At 58.2% G+C, this 22603-nt stretch carries 11 protein-coding genes; 10 read left to right on the top strand and 1 reads right to left on the bottom strand.

Annotated elements, in window-relative coordinates:
• The 6 genes from XX99_RS25770 to XX99_RS25745 all read left to right on the top strand — a co-directional run bounded on the left by XX99_RS25770 (nt 1) and on the right by XX99_RS25745 (nt 7465).
• Nucleotides 1–867, top strand: coding sequence for an ABC transporter permease (locus tag XX99_RS25770; protein WP_050062265.1), 867 nt, complete (start codon nt 1–3; stop codon nt 865–867).
• Nucleotides 858–1739, top strand: a complete 882-nt coding sequence (locus XX99_RS25765) for an ABC transporter ATP-binding protein (protein WP_231581622.1) — start codon at nt 858–860, stop codon at nt 1737–1739. Before XX99_RS25770 ends, XX99_RS25765 begins: the two co-directional genes overlap by 10 nt.
• A 22-nt stretch (nt 1740–1761) precedes the next feature.
• Nucleotides 1762–4977, top strand: coding sequence for a DUF1549 domain-containing protein (locus tag XX99_RS25760; RefSeq protein ID WP_082125971.1), 3216 nt, complete (start codon nt 1762–1764; stop codon nt 4975–4977).
• Between the two features lie 55 nt (nt 4978–5032).
• Entirely contained in the window at nt 5033–6484 is a 1452-nt protein-coding gene (locus tag XX99_RS25755; protein ID WP_050062263.1) for a DUF1501 domain-containing protein, read from the top strand.
• 119 nt (nt 6485–6603) lie between these two features.
• Nucleotides 6604–6972 (top strand): cupredoxin domain-containing protein, encoded by a 369-nt coding sequence (locus XX99_RS25750; RefSeq protein WP_050062262.1) that lies wholly within the window; start codon nt 6604–6606, stop codon nt 6970–6972.
• Nucleotides 6973–6979: 7 nt separating this feature from the next.
• Nucleotides 6980–7465 (top strand): c-type cytochrome, encoded by a 486-nt coding sequence (locus XX99_RS25745; RefSeq protein ID WP_050062261.1) that lies wholly within the window; start codon nt 6980–6982, stop codon nt 7463–7465.
• A gap of 3 nt (nt 7466–7468) precedes the next feature.
• Here XX99_RS25745 and XX99_RS25740 read toward each other — a convergent pair whose 3' ends face one another.
• Nucleotides 7469–8485 (bottom strand): MBL fold metallo-hydrolase, encoded by a 1017-nt coding sequence (locus tag XX99_RS25740; protein WP_082125970.1) that lies wholly within the window; start codon nt 8483–8485, stop codon nt 7469–7471.
• A gap of 542 nt (nt 8486–9027) precedes the next feature.
• On the opposite strand from XX99_RS25740, the gene XX99_RS25735 reads away from it, so the two are divergent.
• From XX99_RS25735 to XX99_RS25720, 4 genes are all read left to right on the top strand, one after another.
• A complete protein-coding gene (locus XX99_RS25735) occupies nt 9028–12783 on the top strand; it encodes a carboxypeptidase-like regulatory domain-containing protein (RefSeq protein ID WP_082125969.1) in 3756 nt (1251 codons plus the stop codon).
• Nucleotides 12784–12932: 149 nt separating this feature from the next.
• Nucleotides 12933–13628: a glutathione peroxidase gene (locus XX99_RS25730; RefSeq protein WP_231581637.1), complete on the top strand. Its 696-nt coding sequence runs from the start codon at nt 12933–12935 to the stop codon at nt 13626–13628.
• Nucleotides 13629–13916: 288 nt separating this feature from the next.
• On the top strand, nt 13917–20210 hold the full coding sequence (locus XX99_RS25725) for a HAMP domain-containing protein (RefSeq protein WP_050062258.1): 6294 nt from the start codon (nt 13917–13919) through the stop codon (nt 20208–20210).
• A gap of 14 nt (nt 20211–20224) precedes the next feature.
• Nucleotides 20225–22567 carry a hybrid sensor histidine kinase/response regulator gene (locus XX99_RS25720; protein ID WP_050062257.1) on the top strand — a complete coding sequence of 781 codons (2343 nt, stop codon included), beginning with the start codon at nt 20225–20227 and terminating at the stop codon, nt 22565–22567.
• Nucleotides 22568–22603 lie beyond the last annotated feature (36 nt).

Below are 22603 nucleotides of genomic sequence, written 5' to 3'. Positions count from 1 at the left end.
ATGGCGACCTCGGTCCTCGATCCCAGGAACCTGGTCGACATTCAGGCGCGCCCCAAGCGCAGCGCGACGCAGATACTTTCCTGGGTGCTTTTCCTGGCCAGCATCGCTCTTTATGCTCACTTCTCCTCGGTTCGTCATCGGGAGAACAGCGAAGACCGGATCGTTCCTTCGGCGAAGCAACTGGTGCAGGGAATACAGTCGTCGGTCTTTCATCCTGCCGAGGAAGATGACGATCTCGATCCCGGCGCGACGCGCTGGCAGCAGATTCGCCACAGCATGATCTGGAAAGACACCGTGGCCAGCGGCTCGCGCTTCTTCATCGCGATGGCTTTGCTGGTTCCGGCTATTCTGCTGGGCTTGCACATGGGGATCTTCCCCTACTTCGGCGCCTTCTTTCTGCGCTATGTGCTGTTCTTCGACAAAATCGTTGCGCTTTCGCTGCTGCCAATTCTATTTATTGTCTTTGGGATCGATGAGTGGTCGAAGATCATGCTGATGGTCATCGGCGTGGCGCCTACGCTGATCCTCGATACCTGTCAGATCACGCGCGCCGTGCCTCGCGAGCAGATTGTGAAAGCCTTCACGCTCAAGTGCAGCAATCTCGATGTTGCGTATCGCGTGGTCTTCCCCCAGATCCTTCCCAACGTGATCAACAGCGTGCGCTTGAGCCTGAAGCCGCTCGCGCTGTTTCTCTTCGCGGGCGAGATGATCGCATCGACCGATGGACTGGCTTACCGAATCGCGATCATGCGCCGCCACATGGGCATGGACATTATCATCCCCTACCTGCTCTGGGTGGCTCTGCTGCTTTTCGGTCTCGATACGCTGTTACGATTCCTGAATCGGAGGCTGCACCCGTGGCTCTAGCCGCAGCTCTCATGCAGGAGGAATTGCCGATTGCCCGGAAGCGACGGTGCGAGATCGGCCTCAAGGGCGTCTCGAAGACCTATCGGAGCGAGAAGGGTGAGACGCGAACGGTCCTCTCGGCAGTTAACCTGGAGATTGAAGCGGGCGAGTTTGTCGTCGTGCTGGGTGAAACGGGATGCGGCAAGAGCACGCTGCTGCGGTTGATTCTCGGCGAAGAGCCGCCGTCTTTCGGCAGCATCCAGGTTTCAGGCAAGCCGGTGAAGCAGATCGACGCACGCTGCGGCTATGTTCCGCAGAAGTATTCGCTCTTCCCAAATCGCACTGCGCTGCAGAACGTGATGTTCGGGCCGCGCACGGCGAAGTATCCGCTGATGCCGTGGCTTCATCCCGGTTTCCATGCCTATCGCAAAGAACTAAAGACTGAGGCCACGCAACAACTATTGCGCATGGGGCTGCGCGCTGCAGATGCAAACAAATATCCCCATAAGATGTCCGGTGGCATGCAACAGCGCGTCGCGATTGCGCAGGCGCTGATCATGAAGCCTTCGGTGATGCTGATGGACGAGGCATTCAGTGCGCTCGATCCCTCAACGCGCATCAGTTTGCAGGAGCTGGTGCTCGATATTTGGCGAGAGCAGCGGCCGACGATGGTTTTTGTAACGCACAATGTCGCCGAAGCACTGTTTCTAGGTACGCGCCTGATTGTGCTCGGAGCTTATTCGGAAATGATGGGTGGAAAGACGAACGTGATTGCCGATATGCATCTGCAGCGCTCCGACCTGCCCTATCTGGAGCGGCGTCACACCAAAGAGTTTATTGAGCTGCAGAGCTACGTTGAAGAGCTTTCGTACGGCATAAGTTGTCAACCATAAGCCACTTTTAGAGCTGAATGCAATGAGACTGCTTGCTGCACTTCTTCCTTCGATGATCTTGACTGCTGCGGTCGCTGCGCCGGTAGGTGTGAGCGTCTTTGCCGCGCAAGATGCGGCTCCTGCTGCGACGCCTGCCCCGTCTACTCCGGAATTTTTCAAGACCAGAGTCCAATCGGTTCTTACTGCGCGCTGCGGCAAGTGCCACACCGATGCGATGGCCGGAGGTTTGCGCATCGATTCTCGCGACGCGTTGGTGAATGGTGGCAACTCCGGCGCGGCCATTGTGCCCGGAGATCCTTCGACCAGCCTGCTGGTTGAGGCTATCGAGCAGACGGGCGATCTGAAGATGCCGAAAGGCAGCGCAAAGCTCAGCGACGAAGAGATTGCCGATATTAAGGCATGGATCAAGGCGGGCGCTGTGTGGCCAGCCGATACTGCCGCACAGCCTGAGCATGCTGCTCCAAGTCTGGCTTCGGCAACGGAGGCTGGCGGCAGCGACTACTTCGAAAATAGAGTCCGGCCCATCCTGGCCAACAACTGCTACTCCTGCCACACAGACGGCGCAGCCGCCGGCCTGCACATCGATTCTCGCGAAGGCTTGCTAAAGGGTGGAAAGTCCGGAACGGCGGTGGTTCCGGGAGATCCTTCGAAGAGCCTGATGATTGTGGCCGTCTCCCAAACCGGAAAGTTGAAGATGCCGCAGGGAGGCAAGCTTACCTCCGCGGAAGTGCAAACTCTGAGCGACTGGGTCAAGATAGGCGCGCCCTGGCCGGCTGTCACGGCAAAGGTCACTCCCGCGAAAGAAACTATAACTCCGCAGCAGCGTGCCTTCTGGTCTTTTCAGCCGATTCACGCGCCTGAAGAACCAAAGCTGAAGGATGCACATTGGGCGAAGACGCCAATCGATAAGTTTGTGCTGGCTAAATTGGAAGCTGAAGGTTTGAAGCCCGCACCGCAGGCTGACCGCCGTACTCTCATCCGTCGCGCAACTTTCGATCTCACCGGTCTTCCTCCGACTCCTGAAGAAGTAGAGGCATTTGAGAAAGACAAATCACCCGATGCCTTTGCTAAGGTCGTCGATCGTCTTCTCGCTTCGCCTCGTTACGGCGAACGCTGGGGACGCCACTGGCTCGATATTGCCCGCTACGCCGATGACGATGTGCGCGGCCTCGATCCCAAGGGCCGAGGCTACATGCCGTTCGAGGGCGCCTTCGTTTATCGCGATTGGGTCATCAAGGCCATCAATGCCGATGTGCCATACGATCAGTTTGTGCGCATGCAGCTCGCTGGCGACTTCCTCGCAAAGAACGCGAAGGGCGATGCATGGCATGATGACATTGCTGCGACGGCCTATATCGGCGATGGCCCCTGGATATGGGATCAGGCCGAACCGGTGCAGGGCCGTGCCGATGAGCGCGCGGAACGCGTCGATGCCGTCTCCCGCGGACTGATGGGGCTGACCGTCGGCTGCGCCCGCTGCCATAACCATAAGTACGATCCCATCTCGCAGAAGGACTATTACTCCATGGTTGGCCTCTTCGCCAACTCTCACTTCACGGAGTACCCGGTGGTCTCGCCGCCTGAAGTCGATGCCTATCACCTCAAGGTGAAGCACTATGTCGATCTGGCTACCGAGCGCGATGAGTTCAACAAATTCGCCGGCCGGTCGTTGGCCGACTCGCTGGCTTTCCAGACTTCGAAGTACATGGTCGGTGCGTGGCAGGTCGCAGGCAAGCCGAAGTTGACGGTCGAGCAGGCGGCGGATAAGTCGAATCTCGATCCGCAGCTTCTCGATCGCTGGGTCGACTATCTGAAGTCCGATGTGAAGTATCCCTATCTCAAGGACTGGAAGGCGATGATCGCCACCGGCGGTTCCGAGGATCAGGCCAAAGCTCTCGGCGACGTTTTTCAAAAGATCGTTCTTCGCGTGAATTTTGCGGACAAGGAGATCGAGAAGGCGAATGAGGAGATTCGCATCAAGGCCGGATCGGAAGATCGATCCCGCTATATCGATACGACGCCGGATAAGTTCGATACCTTCGATCAATTCTGCCCAGGCTGTGCGCTTGAGATCAAATCCCTCCCTTCGGATGATGGCGCGCTCTTTGAGGATCTCTTTCGCGCTCGCCGCGCCGATGGCGATATGCCGAAGTCTGCTGTGTTTGTCTTTCGCGGATGGGAGCTGAAGCGCAGGTTGGGCACGTCCATGCAGGATTATCTGACCGAGCTCGATCGCCAGATCGATGATGCCAAGAAGGCGATTCCCAAATATCCCTTCGTCAACGGCATCGCCGATGTGCCCAAGCCCGAAGACGTGAAGCTCAATCTGCGCGGCAACCCTCACTCACTCGGCGATCCCGTTCCACGTAAATTTCTCGCCGTCCTGAGCACTCCGGACGCGAAGCCTTTCAACGAAGGCAGCGGCCGTCTGGAGTTCGCCAACGATCTTATTCAGAGCCCGATCTTCACGCGGGTCATCGTGAACCGCGTATGGAAGTGGCACTTCGGCTCCGGCATCGTAAATACTCCGGACGACTTCGGCGTACGTGGCGATCCTCCATCGAACCCCGAGATGCTCGAATATCTCAGCGCCGAATTCCAGAAGCAAGGTTTGTCGCTGAAGAAATTGCAGCGGGAGATCATGCTCTCCTCCGTCTATCAGATGTCCGATGAAGAATCGCCCGAGGCGCATGAGAAGGATGCGGCCAACCGCTTCTACTCGCACTTCAACCGCCAGCGCATGGATGCGGAAACGCTGCGCGACTCGGTTCTCTTTGCATCCGGCGATTTAAATTTGAAGGATGTCTCGGGTCCATCGACGGACTTCGGCCCGGAGAACGATCGCCGGACGGTCTTCTGCAAGGTAAGCCGCTTCCGTCTGAGCCAGTATCTGGAGGTCTTCGATTTTCCGAATCCCGGATTCTCCGCGGACCAGCGCTTCAGCAGCAATGTGCCTCTGCAGCGCCTCTATTTCATGAACGATGCCTTCGTTTACAGCCAGGCTGGGAAGCTCTCGGATCGCGTCTACTCGCAGCCCACGGACGAAACAAGGATCAAGCAGATGTACATGATCCTCTTCGGCAGGCAGCCTACAGAGAAGGAACTGACGCTGGGCGAAGCCTTCGTCAAAACCACTCCCGAGAAGCCCGGCTACACGATTCAAGGCGAGCCGGTCACGGCGTGGAAGGAATATGCGCGGGTTTTGCTCAGTTCCAATGAATTCGAATTCATTAATTAAGTACGAATACCGGGGCCGATGGCGTCATACTTAAAACAGCACGGAGAGAATCGCAATGACACTTCGTCCTAAGCCAGCTTTGATGAATCGCCGCCAGGCGCTCTGCAAGATGGGTGCTGGGTTCGGCATGATGAGCCTGGCCGGCATCCTTGGTGAATCGCTCGCTCGCGCTGCTGAGAATTCCGCGGGCAATCCTTGGATGGCCACGGATCCGCACTTCCAGCCCAAGGCCAAGCGGGTCATCTTTCTGTTCATGAATGGCGGCATGTCGCCCATCGACAGCTTCGATTACAAGCCTGCGCTCGAGAAGTACAACGGCCAGCCCATGCCCGGCGGGATTTTATCGCATGAACGCCAGGTTGGCGGTGTGATGAAATCGCCGTTCTCCTTCAAGAAGTATGGGCAGAGCGGCGCGGAGGTCAGCGAAATCTGGCCGCATCTTGCCGAGTGTGTTGACGACATCTGCTTCGTGAAGTCGGTGTACACCGAGATCCCGAATCACGAGCCGGCGCTGCGCATGATGAATACCGGCGCAAACATTCCCGGCCGCCCTTCGATGGGCTCGTGGGTCACCTACGGACTCGGTGTAACGAACCAAAGCCTGCCCGGCTTCGTTGTGCTTTGTCCGCAGACGCCGACTACCGTCGGCCCGCCGCTGTGGAGTTCTACTTTTCTTTCGCCGATGTATCAGGGCACCTACGTCTCCGACAAAGTAGACAAGCAGGAGTTCGATCCGAAGAAGCTGATCTTCGATGCTTACAACGATCGCTTCGACCTGAAGCAGCAGCGCAAGGAACTGGATCTGGTCGAGCAGCTGGACAAGATGGATCTGGCAAGCGATTCTTCGGCCAACCACGATCCGCAGCTTGAGGCTACCATCTCGTCGATGGAGACCGCCTATCGCATGCAGACCGAAGCGCCAGATGTCTTCGATGTGCGCAAGGAGAGCGAAGCGGTGCAGAAGCTTTACGGCGATGGCAGCACTGCGCGCGGTTGCCTCACTGCGGCCCGCCTGGTCGAGCGCGGAGTTCGCATGGTGCAGGTTTACTACTCCATGGGCGACCCTTGGGATCACCACTACGACATTGAGCTGCATCGTAAGACGGCCAAGGATTCCGATCAGCCTTTCGCCGCGCTCATCAAGGATCTCAAGTCACGCGGCCTCTTCGACGAAACTCTCATCGTCTGCGGATCGGAATTCGGACGCACTCCGGTGGTCGAGACCGGCGGAGGCTTCGGTGGCGGCACACACAACGGCCGCGATCATAACCCGCATGGATTTACGATGTGGCTTGCCGGCGGCGGAGTAAAAGGCGGGATGAGCTATGGTGCGACCGACGACTTCGGCTGGAAGGCCGTCGATAAGCCGGTGCATGTTCATGACATCCACGCGACGATTCTTTATCTGCTGGGTATTGAGCACACGAAACTTACTTATCGCTACAGCGGCCGGGATTACCGGCTCACGGATGTATCGGGCAACGTGATTCACGATATCATCGCGTAAGTATTGCTTGAATCGCACTGCGCGGAAGCAGCATGGCTGCTTCCGCGCAGCACTTGCTTTTGTACTTAAGTAGCTCCGTTTCCCATTTCAATCCCATCAAACCATAAGTTCAGAGGCTCATGAATTTCAAAGTAGTTCCTAAATTGCTATCCATTGCTGCGATCCTCGTGGCGTCTTCGGGTATCGTCGTATCTCAGACTCAAGCTCCCACCACGATCGAGATCCATGTTAAACGTTATGCCTTCGAGCCCGCGGAGATCACGCTGAAAAAGGGTGAGCCCGTGAAGCTTGAGGTCATCTCGGACGACGTCACACACAGCCTGCGCATCGATGGGCTGAAGGTGAACCTCAAAGTCCCCGCAGGCACCACGGCGGACACCGTAATCACACCGCAGGAGACTGGCGACTTCGCCGGAAAATGCGGCGTGTTCTGCGGCCTCGGACACGGCAAGATGAAATTTACCGTGCACGTCGTCGACGGGAAGTAAGTCGGAGATGGTTCGTCGAACATCGCTCTGCTGGGCCGGCATTGCTCTTGTACTTCTGTCTGGATGCAAAGCCGGCAAGCCGGGCGCCGTTCAGACCCAATCGATCGATTGGGTGAAGCATCATGTCACGGTGGGTGATAAGGACGCGAAGAATCCTCACTCAGCGACTGCGGCCAACATTGAAGAGGGCAAGCAGGCCTTCACGCAATACTGCATGGTGTGCCACGGGCTCGACGGCCAGAACACCGGCGTTCCCTTCGCTGCAACCATCGATCCGCCCGTCCCCTCGCTCGCTTCGAAGGAAGTACAAAGCTATACCGACGGTCAGTTGAAGTGGATCATCCAGCATGGGCTTTCGCCTTCGGGCATGCCGCCGTCCGACGGTCTCTTCGCCGAAGATGACATGTGGAAGATGGTTCTCTATATCCGGCATCTACCCCAGGCGGGCAGTCTCGGGGAGCCGCCCGTCTACGGTGGCTCCCCGGCGAAGTAGCTTCTAAGGCTGGGTCTGGTCCCACTTATGACTTAGCTGCTTCTTCTGCGTGTCGTCAAACACTTTGTCTTCAGCCGCGCGTTCTGCCGCATCGGTTGGCGACGGCCAGATAGTGAAATCGCGCAGGGCAACGCGGGCCGGATGCCCGTGCAGGGAAGTGAGCGCATCCTGCAGCTCAAGCAGGGAGCCGCGTGACAGCTGCAGATCATGTTCGTCGGGCTGGTAGAGCGAACCCACCGGATAATCGAGGTAGGGTGTTCTCGTCTCTTCGATGTGGTTTCCGAGAACCTGCGCGATGGGCTTACCTTCGGTGAAGTTCACGAGTCGTGTGACGCTCGCGACATAGTCGGAGAAGTTGCGGACGTAGAGCCGCCCCGGATAAAGTGTGTCGCCGGAAAAGAGAATTGCCGTCTTGCGGTCGTAGAGAGCAATGCTCGCGTTCGAGTGGCCCGGGATTGGAATGGCGTCGATGATGCGATCGCCCAGGTCGATGCTTCCGATGTCATCCGGCCAATGTGCAATGCGGTAGAAGCTCTGGTCAGCCTCAACTTTGGCAGGTATGAGCGTGAGCGGAATCGCTGGATCGTTCAGCGCTTGCAGTCCTGCGTCGCCGGCCACATGATCGCCGTGCTCGTGGGTGTGGACCACCGCCAGCGGAATGCTGGCTCGGGAATTCCGCTCCAGCCAACGATGGATGGTGTGCTGAATCGTGGGAGCCAGGTTGCCGTTGCGAGATCCGGTATCGAGCAGCAGGGCCCTGTCTTTTCCGAAAAACAGATAGACAAAGGGCTTCTCGAAATCGGTGCACCCCGACTGGCGAAGGATGTAGAGATCGGGGTTGTACTCGTGAATCTGCCACTCCGGCATCTCCATGCATCTGGGACCGCCCGTTGCCCAGCGTTTCGGTAGAGTGCCGCGCTGGATAGAGCCGCCATCGGACTCCGGTAACTGCGCGAGGCAGCAGCTCACACCCAAGATCACCGCGCCTGACATCAGCGCAAATCGCGTCCATTGATTCATCGAAGGATCCTCAAAAAAGTCGTAGCGCGGAAGCGCCGTTGATTGGCCGGTGGGAAGGTTGAGTTATGTATACCAAAAGTCGGACGAAGAAATTGCCAGCCTTCGACAGGCGATACAAAGAGTTTTTGCCGATCTGGTTGCCTCCGGGGAAACTTATTATGCGGCGCATAAGCAGGCTCTATGACTCGGAGAAGAAAGTCGATTTTCCCGTGGCAAAGTATCTCGCTCATTAAGGTTGTTGCCGCGGTCGTTCGTCATTAGAGCGGAAATAAACGCGAATCAGCATAAGAATTACTTGTTCCCTGAATAATTCTTTTCTACTTCCGCAGAAGGCCGCGCTCTTTGTGGCACTCTAGCCGTAGTTTTTTCCGGAACAAACTTCCAGATCAAATTCCATTAGGCCAGCGAGTGCTCAATACCCGCTTCTATTCGTAGTTACGCAGAACAAAAAACCTGCGGGTGACTGGCTATCCGGCTTGAAGTCTGTTTCTTACGACCTACGTGTCAAGTGATTGTGCCATTTGTGAGGAGGTTGTTGCCGAATGAGAGCACTGAAGTCAGCTTTGTATGCCGCGATGTTCGCGATTCTTCCCCTGAATCTATGTTTTTCCCAGACTGCGCAAACCTCGTTGCGCGGCACGGTTCATGATCCAAGCGGTGCGGTCATTGCGGGCGCCGAAATCAAGATCGCCAAGCCTGACACCGGCTTTACTGCGGTCAAGCTGACTGACGAGCATGGCGACTATATCTTCGAACAGATTCCTCCGGGCGTTTATGTAGTAACGGCCACAGCCGCCGGCTTCGGTGATCAACAGCGACGGCTGGAGCTGCTGGTAAACCAGCCAGTCACTCTCGAGCTGAAGATGGCCATCACCAGCACCAACACCATCGTTGAGGTAAGCGCGGACGCAGCGGCGCTGAACACCACCGATGCCACCATCGGAACGCCCTTCAACAACGCGCAGATTCAGAGCCTGCCCTTTGAAGGCAACAACGTGCTCGATCTGCTCAGTCTCCAGGCTGGAGTCCTTTTTCTCGGAGACCAATCGACGACGCAGCAGGATGCCGACAGCCGCAGCGGCGCAGTTGACGGCGCTCGTTCCGACCAGACGAACTTCACCCTTGATGGACTGGACGACAACACGCAGAGCAAGGGATATGCCTTCACCGGCGTGCTGCGTTCCACGCGCGATTCCGTGGACGAATTTCGTGTTGTGACCACCAACGCGAATGCCGATTCGGGGCGATCTTCCGGAGCGCAGGTGTCGCTGGTGACACGCAGCGGAACCAACAGTATTCACGGCAGCCTCTATGAGTATTACCGTCCGACAAATACTGTCGCCAACGATTGGTTCAACAAAGAGGCGGAAACTACGGCTGGGCAGCCTAATATTCCACCCAAGTTTCTTCGCCACACTTTCGGTGGTTCAGTTGGCGGCCCGATCCTCAAGGACAAGCTGTTCTACTTTTTTACTTATGAGGGGCAAAAGCTTGCAGAGGACTCGCAGATTACGAATACAGTTCCGAGTACTGCATTTCGGCAGGGACTGCTCTCCTATATCAATTCATCTAACTCGCTTACTACTCTGAACCCTGCGCAGATCGCCAGCATGGACCCCTCCTGCGCCGGCAATGGCACCTGCCCGCTCGGGGCCGGCGTCAATTCTGCTGTGCTCCAGTATTTGAACATGTATCCGCAGCCGAATATCAACGCCGGCGGCCTCGGCGACGGTTACAACGAGCAGCAATACAGCTTTGCTTCGCCGGCACCGCAGTCGTTGAACACCCTCATCGTGAAGCTCGACTATGCGCTCAACAGCAAGCACCGGCTCTTTGTTCGCGGCAATCTTCAGGGCGACAATGTTCTGTCGCCAGAGCAGTTTCCCGGAGGTTCGCCAACATCGGAGCTTTACTCGAATAACAAGGGAATCGCAGCGGGAGATGTCTGGAGTATCTCTAGCTCGCTTGTCAACAACGTTCGTTATGGATTCATTCGCGAGGGCTTTGCAGATCGCGGCGCGACCAACTCTAACTATGTAACGTTTGGCTCCATCACTTCGCTGACGCCGACGACCGATACTTCGCAGATCGTCTCGCTGCCTGTGCACAATGTTATCGACGACCTGACCTGGAACAGGGGCAACCACACCTTCCAGTTCGGCGGAAATTATCGCGCGATCTTCAACAACCGCCAAAGCGATGCCACTCTGTTTACTTCTGCAAACGTCACCTATGACTTTTTGACCATCGGTAGCATTGCAGGGCAGGGAACCAGCCTCGATCCTGGCGCGTTTAATCTCCCAGCCGTGTCGCAGAGCTTCTACACCGCATATAACCGCGCAATTGCCGACATCACGGGCCTGATCACGCATGCCACGGAATTTCTAAACTATCAGGTAGCCGGAAACAATCTTAATCCGCTTCCTCCAGGGCAGTGGACCAACCGGCATTATTTCTCGAACGAAGTCGAGTACTATCTGCAGGACAGCTGGAAGGCGAAATCGAACCTTACCCTCACCTATGGAATTCGTCACACCTTGCTCCAGGTTCCGTATGAAAGAGACGGACAAGAGGTCCGTCCCAATGTAAATCTGGGGGAGTGGTTCGCTACCCGTGCGGCGGCAATGAAGCTAGGCGAAACCGTCCAGCCTGATTTCTCGTTTGTTCCTGCGGGCAAGGCGAACAACCAGCCCGGCTTATGGTCGATGGATAAGCTCGACCTCGCGCCGCGCGTGTCGTTTGCCTTCTCTCCGAACACGTCCGGGACAGGGATCTGGGAGAAGCTGTTTGGCGGCGATGGCAAGACTTCAATTCGCGGAGGCTACGGCCTGTACTTTGACCACTTCGGCGAAGGTGTAATCGATGCCTTCGATCAGGAAGGCGCGTTCGGTCTCTCGACCGATGCTGAGAACGGTGTCGATCAGAGTGTAGATACAGCGCCGCGCTTCACCACATTTAACAACCCTCCCACATCGATCATTCCTCCCATCGCTTCCACTGGGCAGTTCCCTGTAACGCCGGGCAATAACCTCTCCCTGGCGTGGGGCATCGATGGAACCCTGAAGACGCCGTACTCGCACGTCTTCGATTTCTCCATCGAGCGCGAGTTCGCCGGCGGCAATACGCTGCAGCTTACTTATACTGGGCGTCTGGGCCGCAGGCTTTTGCAGATGCGCGATCTGGCCACGCCCCTCGATCTTGTCGATCCCAAGGGCGGCGGCGATTACTTCTCGGCCGCGACCAAGCTGGCCAAGCTGGTGGATCAAAACACGCCGGTCTCGGCGGTCCCGAACGTCCAGTACTGGGATGACATGTTCCCGCTGGCGGCCACCGGATGCACTGACGGCAGCAGCAATACACAGTGCATCTACGAATCGCAGATTTTCCCATTCCGCGGCAACGAGACGGCGGGTCTTTACGATCTCGATCTCGGCTACGCTCCCGGTGCTCCGAATGGCCAGCTCTTCCGCTACTTCGATCCGCAGTATGCCTCGCTCTACGCGTGGTCTTCGAGCGGCACCAGCAGCTACAACGGACTGCAGGTCTCGGTTCATCATCCGGCGAAGCATGGCTTTGAGTTCGATGCGTATTACACATTTTCGAAATCACTGGATCTGGGTTCGGATGCGGAGCGCACCGCGACATCAGGCTCGAAGTCTTTCAGCCAGATCATCAATATCTATAATCCGCGGGGGAATTACGGGCCATCGGACTTCGATGTGCGCCATTCGGTTACCGGCAACATCGACTATGAGCTGCCCTTTGGACGAGGACGCGCGGTGGGCAACGGCGTGAATGGCTGGATCAACGCCTTCATCAATAACTGGACGTTCAACGGGTTAGTTCACTGGACCGGCGGTTTGCCCTTCAGTGCCATCGATGGCCTTGGCTGGGGAACCGACTGGAGTGATCAGAGCTGGGACGTGGCCACCGCCAAAATTGCGGTCGGAGGGCATCAGCCCAACTCGCAGGATGGTCAGCCGAACGCGTTCAAGAATCAGCCCCAGGCCATTGCGTCCATCCGTCCTCCTTATCCTGGAGAGACCGGTCAGCGTAATTTCTTCCGCGGCGACGGCTACTCCAGTGTCGACACCGGCATGGCGAAGGTCTTTCGCATCGCGGAGCACCACCAGGTCAAGTTTGCGGCCGAGGTATTCAACACCTTCAACCAGGTGAAATTCGATCCGAATACCGTGCAGAGCGATCCCTTCGGCGGCCCGAGCTCCTTCGGAGACTACGCTTCTCCTTTGCTCACGCAGGGGCGGCGCATGCAGTTCTCCCTTCGCTATAGCTTCTGATCCCTCCCATTGAGGCCGGATGCGATATCCGCATTCGGCCGCAGACCTTATAGTTCGTTTAATCTTGTAGTGTCGCGACGGCAGCGCTGGCGCTCGCGAATCGCACCCGCACAAGGCCAGACAGGCCAGGACGAAGAGGTAAGTTGGCAGTGCGTCTCATCAGGACAACATTCGCGAGTCGATTTGGAAACGCAACAAGAGTCTTCCTCTCGCTCGCTTTGTTGTGGTCCGCGGCTGCTGCGCTTCCTGCGGAAAATCCCGATCATGCCAAGCATCCCGAACAGACGCTGAGCAGCTTTTCCCTGGTGGATGGCGGCGGTAAGGAAATCCCGCTGTCTACTTATAAGGGCAAGGTCGTGCTGGTCGTGAATGTGGCCAGCGACTCCATGTTCAGCGGCCAGATCGAAGCTCTAAATAAGCTGCAGGATCAATATAAGGATAAGGGTCTGGCGGTGATCGCCGTTCCGTCGAATGATTTCGGCAAAGGCGAGCCCGGTTCCGACGTCGAGATTCAAAAGCACTACCATGACGATCTGCATGCCACGTTTCTGGTGACCGCGAAGAGCGCTGTCAGCGGCAAGGAAGCGCTGCCGGTATTCGGCTTTCTCACCGGCGGCAGCCCGGACGGGAAGCCGGGGGAAGAAGTGCATTGGAGCTACACGAAGTTCATCGTTGGGCGCGAGGGCAAGGTGTTGGCTCGCTTCGCCCCGGACGTCGCTCCCGACGACCCCGATTTCGAGATCGCGGTAGAGAAGGCTCTGGACGGAAAGCTGAAGCCGCAGGAGCCGAAAAAGTCCGACTCGAAAGCCGCACCCGGCGATGACGACGATGATGGCGGCCGGTAGGGCCCACTCCGAAAAATCTGACCGGTCGCGGCTGCTCCCTTAGAAAGCCCGCTTGTGCCGGTATGAGTCCGAGTCCAGTTCTCCCCATTGACGCCGCCTCCGGCTCCGTGATCCGATGAGGCGATCCTTACAGCGTTCCAATGCGCGGTGAGAAGAAATCTTGCCGCCTGAAACAACAGATAGCAAATTTCCTGCATCACACCGCAAGCAACTTTTCCAGTCAAATGACTGCAGCTTTCTGCTTGGCGACAAGAATCTCGTATCGGCGAACTCAGGAGTTGAACTTGTATGGCGACGACCACGCAACCCTCGGTTAGCGAGGGACCGGTGCGTAAAAACCGCTCTCGGAATGGTGTTGAGAGCCTGGAATCGGAGACCCTGGCCGTCATTCTTCAGGGGCTTCAGACCATGAAGGACGGCGATTTCAGTGCCAGATTGCCGGTTTCGTGGACCGGGCTGCCGGGCAAAATCGCCGATTATTTCAACGAGATCATCTCTGCCAACGAACAGATGGCCTTCGAGCTCAAGAGGGTTGGCCAGACCGTCGGCAAAGAGGGAAAAACCCGCGAGCGGATGCGCATTCAGAAGCGCAGTGGCGCCTGGGACGAGATGGAAGTCTCGGTCAACACCCTGGTCGAGGACCTGCTGCGGCCGACGAATGAGGTCACGCGAGCCATCGCTGCCGTGGCCCAGGGCAATCTGACCCAGACCGTGCGGTTGGATGTGGATGGCCGTCCGCTCGAAGGCGAATTCCTTCGCGCCGCCAACATCGTCAACACCATGATTCACCAGCTCGGTGTCTTTACCGCCGAGGTGACGCGCGTGGCCCGCGAAGTGGGCACGGACGGCAAGCTGGGCGGTCAGGCCGTCGTTCCCGGCGTTGCGGGAACGTGGAAAGATCTCACCGATTCCGTCAACTCGATGGCCAGCAACCTTACTGGCCAGGTTCGCAACATCGCCGAGGTGGCGACCGCCGTGGCCAGCGGCGATCTCTCGCGCAAGATCACGGTCGACGTGCGCGGCGAAATTCTTCAGCTGAAGGAGGCCATCAACACCATGGTCGACCAGCTGCGGTCGTTTGCATCGGAAGTGACGCGCGTCGCTCGCGAGGTCGGCACCGATGGCAAGCTGGGCGGCCAGGCGGTGGTGCCCGGCGTGGCCGGCACCTGGAAAGATCTCACTGATTCCGTCAATGCCATGGCCGGAAACCTGACGGCGCAGGTCCGCAACATCGCCGAGGTGACCACGGCCGTCGCCCGCGGCGACTTGTCACGCAAGATCACGGTAGACGTGAAGGGCGAAATTCTGGAGCTGAAGGACACCATTAATACGATGGTGGATCAGCTGAACGCATTCGCCGGCGAAGTGACGCGCGTAGCCCGCGAAGTCGGCACAGAAGGCAAGCTGGGCGGACAGGCGAGCGTGCCGGGCGTGGCCGGAACGTGGAAGGATCTCACCGATAACGTCAACTTCATGGCCAGCAATCTGACCGGCCAGGTCCGCAACATCGCCGAGGTGGCAACGGCTATCGCCAACGGCGACCTCTCACGCAAAATCACGGTCGACGTTCGCGGCGAAATTCTCCAGCTCAAAGAAACGCTGAACACGATGGTGGATCAGCTGAACCGCTTCGCCGGCGAAGTGACGCGCGTGGCCCGCGAAGTGGGCACGGAAGGACGGTTAGGTGGCCAGGCCAACGTGCCGGGAGTAGCCGGAACCTGGAAAGATCTCACCGACTCCGTCAACTCGATGGCCGGCAATCTGACGGCGCAGGTCCGTAACATCGCCGAGGTGACGACCGCCGTAGCCCGCGGCGATCTCTCGCGCAAGATCACGGTGGATGTGAAGGGCGAAATTCTGGAGCTGAAAAACACCATCAATACGATGGTGGATCAGCTCAACGCCTTCGCGGGCGAAGTGACGCGCGTGGCCCGCGAAGTCGGCACCGACGGCAAGCTCGGCGGCCAGGCGCAGGTGCCGGGCGTCGCCGGAACCTGGAAGGATCTGACCGACAACGTCAACTTCATGGCCGGCAATCTCACGGCCCAGGTGCGTAACATCGCCGAAGTGGCTACAGCCGTGGCTCGCGGTGACTTGTCGCGCAAGATCACGGTGGACGTGAAAGGCGAAATCCTGGAGCTGAAGGACACCATCAATACGATGGTGGATCAGCTCAACGCTTTCGCTGGCGAAGTGACGCGAGTGGCTCGCGAAGTGGGCACGGACGGCAAGCTCGGCGGTCAGGCGCAGGTGCCGGGTGTCGCGGGTACGTGGAAGGACCTGACTGACTCCGTCAACTCCATGGCCAGCAATCTCACGGGACAAGTCCGCAACATCGCGGAAGTTTCGACGGCCATTGCGACAGGCGATCTCTCGAAGAAGATCACGGTGAATGTCAGCGGCGAAATTCTGCTGCTGAAGGACACCATTAATACGATGGTGGATCAGCTGAACCGCTTCGCCGGCGAAGTAACGCGCGTGGCCCGCGAAGTAGGTACGGACGGCAAGCTGGGCGGACAGGCGAACGTGCCGGGCGTTGCCGGTACGTGGAAAGATTTGACCGATTCCGTGAACTCCATGGCCGGCAATCTTACGGCGCAGGTCCGCAACATCGCCGAAGTGACCACGGCTGTGGCCCGCGGCGATCTCTCGCGCAAGATCACGGTGGACGTGAAGGGCGAAATTCTGGAGCTGAAAAACACCATCAACACCATGGTGGATCAGCTCAACGCCTTCGCCGGTGAAGTGACGCGCGTCGCCCGCGAAGTAGGCACTGACGGTAAGCTCGGCGGCCAGGCTCAGGTGCCCGGAGTGGCCGGAACCTGGAAGGATCTGACCGACAACGTCAACTTCATGGCCAGCAACCTGACGGGCCAGGTGCGCAACATTGCCGAGGTGGCGACCGCTATCGCCAACGGCGATCTCTCGAAGAAAATCACCGTCGATGTGCGCGGCGAAATTCTGCAGCTCAAAGAAACGCTCAACACCATGGTCGAGCAGCTGCGCTCCTTCGCCGCCGAAGTAACGCGCGTGGCGCGCGAAGTGGGCTCCGAAGGCCGTCTCGGCGGACAGGCCAACGTCCCTGGTGTCGCGGGTACGTGGAAGGATTTAACCGACTCCGTCAACGCGATGGCCGGCAATCTCACCGGCCAGGTGCGCAATATCGCCGAAGTGACGACCGCCGTCGCTCGCGGCGATCTCTCGCGCAAGATCACGGTGGACGTGAAGGGCGAAATTCTGGAGCTGAAGAACACCATCAACACCATGGTGGATCAGCTCAACGCCTTCGCTGCAGAAGTGACACGCGTGGCCCGTGAAGTCGGCACCGACGGAAAACTCGGCGGTCAGGCGCAGGTGCCGGGAGTAGCCGGAACCTGGAAAGATCTTACCGACAACGTCAACGTCATGGCCGCCAACCTTACCGAGCAGGTGCGCGGCATCGTCAAGGTGGTGACGGCCGTCGCCAACGGCGATCTCACGCAGAAGCTCACCGTGAATGCAAAGGGCGAGGTCGCGGCGCTCGCCGAGACCATCAACAATATGACCGACACGCTGGCCACCTTCGCCGATCAGGTGACGACGGTGGCGCGTGAAGTCGGTGTCGAAGGCCGCCTCGGCGGTCAGGCCAACGTTCCCGGAGCTGCCGGAACCTGGAAGGATCTGACCGGCAATGTGAACCTGCTCGCCGATAACCTCACCAACCAGGTGCGCGCCATCGCCGAAGTTGCGACCGCCGTGACCAAGGGCGATCTCACGCGCTCCATTCAGGTGGAAGCGCGCGGCGAAGTGGCGGAGCTGAAGGACAACATCAATACGATGATTGATAACCTCCGGCTCACGACCGATCGCAACACGGAACAGGATTGGCTGAAGACCAACCTGGCCCGCTTTACCGGCATGTTGCAGGGGCAGCGCGATCTGGGCACCGTGGGACGCATGCTGCTCTCCGAGCTTGCTCCGCTGGTCAACGCGCAGCAGGGCGTGATCTACCAGATGGAAAGCGAAGAGTCCGGAAAGCTGATGCTGCTCTCCACCTTCGCCAATTCCACGGAAGGGCATCCGCTGGAGATCAAAGCGGGCGAGGGTCTTGTAGGACAATGCGCGACCGAGAAGAACCGCATGCTGATCACCGAGCTTCCTGCGCAGGCCGTGCCCATCCGCTCCGGGTTGTTCGAATCCATACCGCGCAACGTGATCGTGCTGCCCGTGCTCTTCGAAGACCGGGTGAAGGCGGTCATCGAGCTCGCGACTCTGAGCGCGTTTACCGCCTCGCATCTCGCGTTCCTTGAGCAGCTCACGGCCAGCATCGGCATCGTGCTGAATTCGATCGAGGCCACGATGCAGACCGAGGGCCTGTTGAAGCAATCGCAGCAGCTCGCCATCGAGCTGCAGATGCAGCAGAAGGAATTGCAGCAGACCAACGAGCAGCTTGCGCAAAAGGCGCAGCAGTTGGCCGAGCAGAACTCCGAAGTCGAACGCAAGAATCAGGAGATCGAACAGGCGCGTCGTGCGCTCGAGGCCAAAGCCAAGGAGCTGGCGCTCACCTCGAAATACAAGTCGGAGTTCCTGGCCAACATGTCTCACGAGCTGCGCACGCCGCTCAACAGCATCCTGGTGCTGGGCCAGCAGCTCGCGGAAAATCCCGACGGCAATCTCACTCCCAAGCAGGTGGAGTTTGCGCGCACCATTCACGGCGCCGGCACCGACCTTCTCAATCTCATCAGCGACATTCTCGATCTTTCGAAGATCGAATCCGGCACGGTCTCGGTCGAGGCTGAAGAGATCTTCTTCGCCAGCCTTCTCGATACCGTCTCGCGTCCCTTCCGTCACGAAGCCGAGAATCGCAAGGTTATCTTCGATGTCAAGAGCGATGCCCGTCTGGGTCGCAGCCTGGTCACCGACTCCAAGCGTCTGCAGCAGGTCCTCAAGAACCTGCTCTCCAACGCCTTCAAGTTCACCGATCAGGGCACCGTACGGCTTTCGCTATCGCGAGTGCAAGGTGGCTGGAGCCCCGACCATCCGATTCTAAGCGGCGCTGCTTCCGTCATCGCGTTCGAAGTCACGGACACTGGCATCGGCATTCCCGCCGAGAAACAGCGCATCATCTTCGAGGCCTTTCAACAGGCGGACGCAGGCACCAGCCGCAAATATGGCGGCACCGGTCTGGGACTTGCCATCAGCCGCGAACTCGCCAGCCTGCTGGGCGGCGAGATCCAACTCGTCAGTACGCCCGGCAAAGGCAGCGCGTTTACACTCTTCCTGCCACAGACGTATGTCGGGCCGGTTGTGCCGAATGTCCCGCGGCCTGAGAAAAGCAATTACTCCGTCGTTCCCGCATTGCTGGCGAGCACCGCCGCGGTCGAGAAGGATACACGCGTGGAAGATGACCGCGACCAGCTGCAGGAAGGCGATGCCGTTCTGTTGATCGTCGAAGACGATCCCCATTATGCGCGGATGCTTTGCGATCTTTCGCGCGACAAAGGCTTCAAGGTGCTGGTTGCGATGACCGGCGCAGAGGCTCTGTCGCTGGCGGCGGAATATCATCCGTCGGCCATATCGCTCGATGTCTTCCTGCCCGATATGCTGGGCTGGACGGTGTTGAATCATCTCAAACAGGATTTGAAGACCCGGCATATTCCGGTGCAGATTCTGACGCTCGACGACGACCGGCACCACGGTCTGTCGAGAGGCGCATTTGCCTTCGTCACCAAGCCCACTTCAGCGGACGAGCTGGACGCGGCTCTGATGCGCATTCAGAAATACTCGCAGCGTTTGCGCAAGCGACTGCTGGTGGTCGAAGACAACGCCACCGAACAGATGGCAATCCGCGAATTGCTATGGCATGAAGACATCGATGTCGAGGCGGCCGGCTCAGGAGCCGAGGCGCTGCGTATTTTGGAAAAGGAAACGTACGACTGCGTGGTTCTCGATCTGCGGCTCCCCGATATGACCGGCTTCGAAGTTCTTGAGGAGTTAGGCAAGAAAGCAGAGCTGCGGGATCTTCCCGTCGTAGTATTTACCGGTAGAGACCTGACCCACGAAGAGGATGCGCAGCTGCACACGCTGGCGCGCAGCGTGGTGGTCAAGGACGTAGAATCGCCAGAGCGCCTGCTCGACGAGACCGCGTTGTTCCTCCATCGCGTCGTCGCCGATCTGCCCGTCGAGAAGCAGCGGATGCTCGACAAGCTGCATGAATCGGACGAAGCGCTGGTGGGCCGCAAGGTGCTGGTCGTGGACGACGACATCCGGAATATCTTCGCGCTGAGCAGTGTCCTTGAGCGGCGCGGCATGACCGTGCTCACGGCGGGCACCGGGCGCGAAGCTATTGCCACAATAGATTCCACACCCGATTTGGCGATCGTACTGATGGATATCATGATGCCGGAGATGGATGGTTACGAGACGATGCAGGTGATCCGTCAAAATGCTTCTTTGCGGCGGCTTCCCATCATTGCTTTGACAGCCAAGGCCATGAAGGGCGACCGCGAGAAATGTCTTGAAGCCGGTGCGTCGGAGTATCTTGCCAAGCCGGTAAATACTGAACAATTGCTGTCTGCACTTCGCATGTGGCTGCACCGCTAGAGAAGGTCTGGGCTATGACGTTGCACGAAAAAGTCAATATCCTGATGGTCGACGATCAGCCTGGGAAGCTGCTGACCTATGAAGCAATTCTCGGTGAGCTGGGGGAGAACCTCATCCAGGCGGCCTCCGCGCGGGAAGCCCTTGAGATCCTGCTGCGGACGGACATCGGCGTGGTGTTGATGGATGTGAGCATGCCGGAGCTCGATGGCTTCGAGCTGGCGGAGATGATCCGGCAACATCCGCGCTTCCAGAAGACGGCGATTATCTTCATCTCCGGCGTGCATCTCTCCGAATCGGACACCATCAACGGCTACCGGCGCGGAGCGGTGGACTACATCTCGGTTCCCGTGGTTCCTGAAGTCTTGCGAGCCAAGATTGGTGTATTCGTCGAACTGCATCGCAAAACGCGCCTGTTGGAGCGGCTGAACAATCAACTCGAACAGCGCGTTGAAGAACGAACCGAAGAGCTTAGACAGAGCGAGGCGCAGTTCCGCACCCTGGCGAACAGCATCCCTCAGCTCGCATGGATGGCCGATGCCGACGGCAATGCTTTCTGGTACAACCAGCGGTGGTGCGACTTCGCAGGAGCGACGACGGAGTCGTTGCAAGAAACTGGCTGGGTGCATCTGCGGCACCCCGAGCACGCCGATCGGATTCAAGCCGGGATAAAAAGCGCCATGGGCACCGGAGATTTGTGGGAGGATACATTTCCTCTGCGCAATCACCTGGACGAGTATCGCTGGTTTCTGGCGCGTGCAGTGCCTATCCTGGATGTTCAGGGCCAGGTGGCGCGCTGGTTCGGCACGGCCACCGATGTGACATCGCAGATTATTGCCGAGGAAAAAATCCGTACGCTCAATCGCCAGTTGGAGCAGAGGGTGACGGAGCTCGAAACCATCATGCAGGTGCTGCCCGTCGGTGTGGCCATATCGACCGATGCGAAGTTCTCAAACGTCACCACCAATCCTGCCTTCGGGGATATCTTCGGCAAAGAAAACGTCTCTCTGCCTGCGGCTCGAAACGCCGCAAAGGCTTTGAAGCAAAATCAATCACCCTTCTCATTCATGGACGAGGCCATCCATACGGGTTTGCCTGTGATGAATGCAGAGATGCAGCTGCGCGGCGACGATGGGTCCAACAAGCATGTGTTTGCCAGCGCCAGCCCTCTTCTCGAAGAGTCCGGCAATGTACGCGGGTCGGTTGGTGTCTTTTTCGATGTGACCCACAGAAAGCGCCTCGAGGATACTTTGCGGCAGCGGGCGGAATTGCTCGAACTGGCCTCCGAAGCAATCATGGTGCGCGATCTGCAAGGCGCGATTCGTTATTGGAGTTCCGGGGCCGAGACTTTTTATGGCTGGAAGCGGAACGATGCTCTCGGACAAGACTTGCATCAGCTGCTGAAGACGGTCTTTCCGGTTCCACGCGAGGAGATCGAGCACATTCTCCATACGGAAGGCTCATGGCACGGCAACTTGATCCAGCGCACCAGCGATGATCGCGAAGTGGTTGTGGCTTGCCGCAAAGCCTTCGATCGCGAAACCAACGTGGTGCTGGAGATCAATCGCGACATTACCGGCGAGCTTCGTGCGGAAGAGGCGCTGCGTCAGGCCGAGAAGCTGGCGGCGATGGGCCGCATGGCTGGAATCATCGCCCACGAAATCAATAACCCGCTCGAAGCCATCACCAACGCCTTTTATCTGTTGCGGACGCATCCATCCCTGGATAGCGAAGCGCAATATTACGCCTCGCTGGCCGAGCAGGAGCTGCAGCGCGCGTCGCACATCACTCGTCAGACGCTGAGCTTCTATCGCGAGTCGAAACAGCCTATCCCCGTTTCGCTGCCTGAAGTCCTCGACAACGTATTGGAACTACAACTGAGAGCGCTGCAGGCGGGCGGGATCGAATTGCAAAAGCGATATCGATCCAATGGCATCATCTATGGATTTCCCGTGGAGCTTCGCCAGGTCTTCCTCAACCTGATCGGCAACGCGATCCAGGCCATGCCCGAGGGCGGCGTTCTGCGGGTTCATGTGGAAGAGGTCACGGATGAGACCATCGGCCGCCGTGGTGTTGCCATCTCGATCGTTGATACAGGCACGGGCATTCGCCCGCAGGATGCCGGAAAGCTCTTTCAGCCCTTCTTCAGCACGAAGTCGACCAAAGGGACCGGTCTCGGCTTGTGGATCAGCAAGGGCATCGTTCAGAAATATGAAGGCCGAATTACCTTTCGCAGCCAGAGCAACTGCGGGAAGTATGTAACTTGTTTTCGCGTATTCCTGCCGTTAAATCCCGCGCCGAACGCTCCGAAGCCTGCAAAGACGGAGCCCGAGGCCGCATCCGTGGCCGGAAGCTTGTAATTCCCGCAAAGCTTACCGCGCAATCTGAATTGGCTG

Origin of the sequence: Silvibacterium bohemicum, from assembly GCF_001006305.1 — a bacterium.
Lineage (GTDB): Bacteria > Acidobacteriota > Terriglobia > Terriglobales > Acidobacteriaceae > Silvibacterium > Silvibacterium bohemicum.
Note: the sequence above shows the minus strand (reverse complement) of the source record. Positions and strands in the feature narration are given on the sequence as shown.

What these genes read in the sequence shown, in the direction of transcription:
- XX99_RS25770 (WP_050062265.1), top strand. Translation starts at nt 1, where the DNA reads ATGGCGACCTCGGTCCTCGATCCCAGGAACCTGGTCGACATTCAGGCG.
- XX99_RS25760 (WP_082125971.1), top strand. Translation starts at nt 1,762, where the DNA reads ATGAGACTGCTTGCTGCACTTCTTCCTTCGATGATCTTGACTGCTGCG.
- XX99_RS25755 (WP_050062263.1), top strand. Translation starts at nt 5,033, where the DNA reads ATGACACTTCGTCCTAAGCCAGCTTTGATGAATCGCCGCCAGGCGCTC.
- XX99_RS25750 (WP_050062262.1), top strand. Translation starts at nt 6,604, where the DNA reads ATGAATTTCAAAGTAGTTCCTAAATTGCTATCCATTGCTGCGATCCTC.
- XX99_RS25745 (WP_050062261.1), top strand. Translation starts at nt 6,980, where the DNA reads ATGGTTCGTCGAACATCGCTCTGCTGGGCCGGCATTGCTCTTGTACTT.
- XX99_RS25740 (WP_082125970.1), bottom strand. Translation starts at nt 8,485, where the DNA reads ATGAATCAATGGACGCGATTTGCGCTGATGTCAGGCGCGGTGATCTTG.
- XX99_RS25735 (WP_082125969.1), top strand. Translation starts at nt 9,028, where the DNA reads ATGAGAGCACTGAAGTCAGCTTTGTATGCCGCGATGTTCGCGATTCTT.
- XX99_RS25725 (WP_050062258.1), top strand. Translation starts at nt 13,917, where the DNA reads ATGGCGACGACCACGCAACCCTCGGTTAGCGAGGGACCGGTGCGTAAA.
- XX99_RS25720 (WP_050062257.1), top strand. Translation starts at nt 20,225, where the DNA reads ATGACGTTGCACGAAAAAGTCAATATCCTGATGGTCGACGATCAGCCT.